The organism is Nonomuraea sp. NPDC048892, from assembly GCF_040649735.1.
In the GTDB taxonomy this organism is placed as follows: Bacteria; Actinomycetota; Actinomycetes; order Streptosporangiales; family Streptosporangiaceae; genus Nonomuraea; species Nonomuraea maheshkhaliensis.
Genome location: NZ_JBEZFZ010000081.1, coordinates 1 through 1,333 on the forward strand (window position 1 = coordinate 1; position 1,333 = coordinate 1,333).

1 protein-coding gene is annotated in these 1,333 nt (G+C 67.2%); it reads right to left on the minus strand.

The window, feature by feature from the left end:
- Positions 1 to 33: 33 nt before the first annotated feature.
- Positions 34 to 1,242 carry an IS481 family transposase gene (locus AB0C28_RS56200; protein WP_358085795.1) on the minus strand — a complete coding sequence of 403 codons (1,209 nt, stop codon included), beginning with the start codon at positions 1,240 to 1,242 and terminating at the stop codon, positions 34 to 36.
- Positions 1,243 to 1,333: the final 91 nt, after the last annotated feature.

Here is a 1,333-nt window from a genome sequence, read left to right on the forward strand (position 1 = left end):
TGTGATGTCTCAGGACATCGGAAACCCTCGAACCTACGGGTTCGGGGGTTTCGTCTTGCTGGGGTTTGCCTGAGGTTGGTAATCGCGGCTGGGGTCGAGGATCAGCTCGCGCAGGAGTTCCCCGGTGATGGCGTTGACGACACGGACGTGCAGGTCCTCGATCAGCATGATGACGTGGGTTCGGGCGTGGGTTCGTCCGATGCCGAGGTGGTGCAGTCGGCCGTCGAGTCGGAGGGTGACCACGCCGGACGGGTCGATGCGGTCGTGACGTACGCGAGCGTGGGTGTCGGCGTCGCGGCTGCCGGCGGGCAGGGCCTTGGGCGAGGCGGTGTAGGCCGTTGCCGGGGTGGCACGGTGTGGCAGGGATCGGTGCGGGCGGTGGTGGTTGTAGGCATCGACGAAGCGGTCGAGGAGTGTCTGCAGGTCGGTCAGGGTGGCGGGTTGGTCGGGCTGGGCGCGGAGCCAGTTCTTCATGGTCTGCTGGAAGCGTTCGACCTTGCCGCAGGTGGTGGGGTGGTTGGGGGTGGAGTTCTTCTGCCGCACGTGCAGGCGGCGCAGGTCGTGTTCGAAGGCGTTGCGGCCGCCGCGGCCGCCGGCCAGCCGGGTGGTGAAGACCATGCCGTTGTCGGTCAAGGTGGAGGCGGGCACGCCATGGGCGGCGACCGCGGCGCGGAAGGTGGTTCGCACGATCGGTCCGGTGACGCGGGCGTGCGCGGTCACCGACAGAGCGTAGCGGGAATGGTCGTCCAGCCAGGAAAGGATCTCGGTGTCGGTGCCGTCAGTGAGCCGGTAGTGGGTGAAGTCGGCCTGCCAGGTCTCGTTCGGCAGCTCCGCCTGGAAGCGGATGTAGGACGAACGGGGCCGCTTCTTGGGCTCGGGGATCACCAGACCGCGACGGGTGAGATGGCGGCTGATCGTGGCTCGGGACACCGTCCGCCCGTGATGGTGGGCGAGGTGCCAGCCGATGGTGTCCGGGCCGGCGTCCAGTCCTTGCTCGGTGAGTTCCTTGCGGAGCCGGACGATCAGCTCGACGGTGTCGGCGTCGATCGCGTTTGGCGAGGTGCGTGGCCTGCGCGACCGGGGCTCGAACGCTGCCTCACCCTCGGCCCGGTAACGCGCGACGAGCTTGGACACCCAGCCCTTGGACACCCCGTAGGCGCGGGCGACCTCTGCCTGGGAGCGGCCCTCGACGACAACGGCGGTGATGACAACTCTGGCCTTGGACACACCGCCCAGGCTCATGATCGCGATGGTTGCCTATGTCCCGAGACACACTCTGTTGAAGTTTCCTATGTCTTGCGACATGGGTTTCCTATGTCCTGAACCAGCACAC

Bases quoted from the DNA above. Each gene is read 5' to 3' on its own strand.
- AB0C28_RS56200 (WP_358085795.1), bottom strand. From the start codon at position 1,242: ATGAGCCTGGGCGGTGTGTCCAAGGCCAGAGTTGTCATCACCGCCGTT.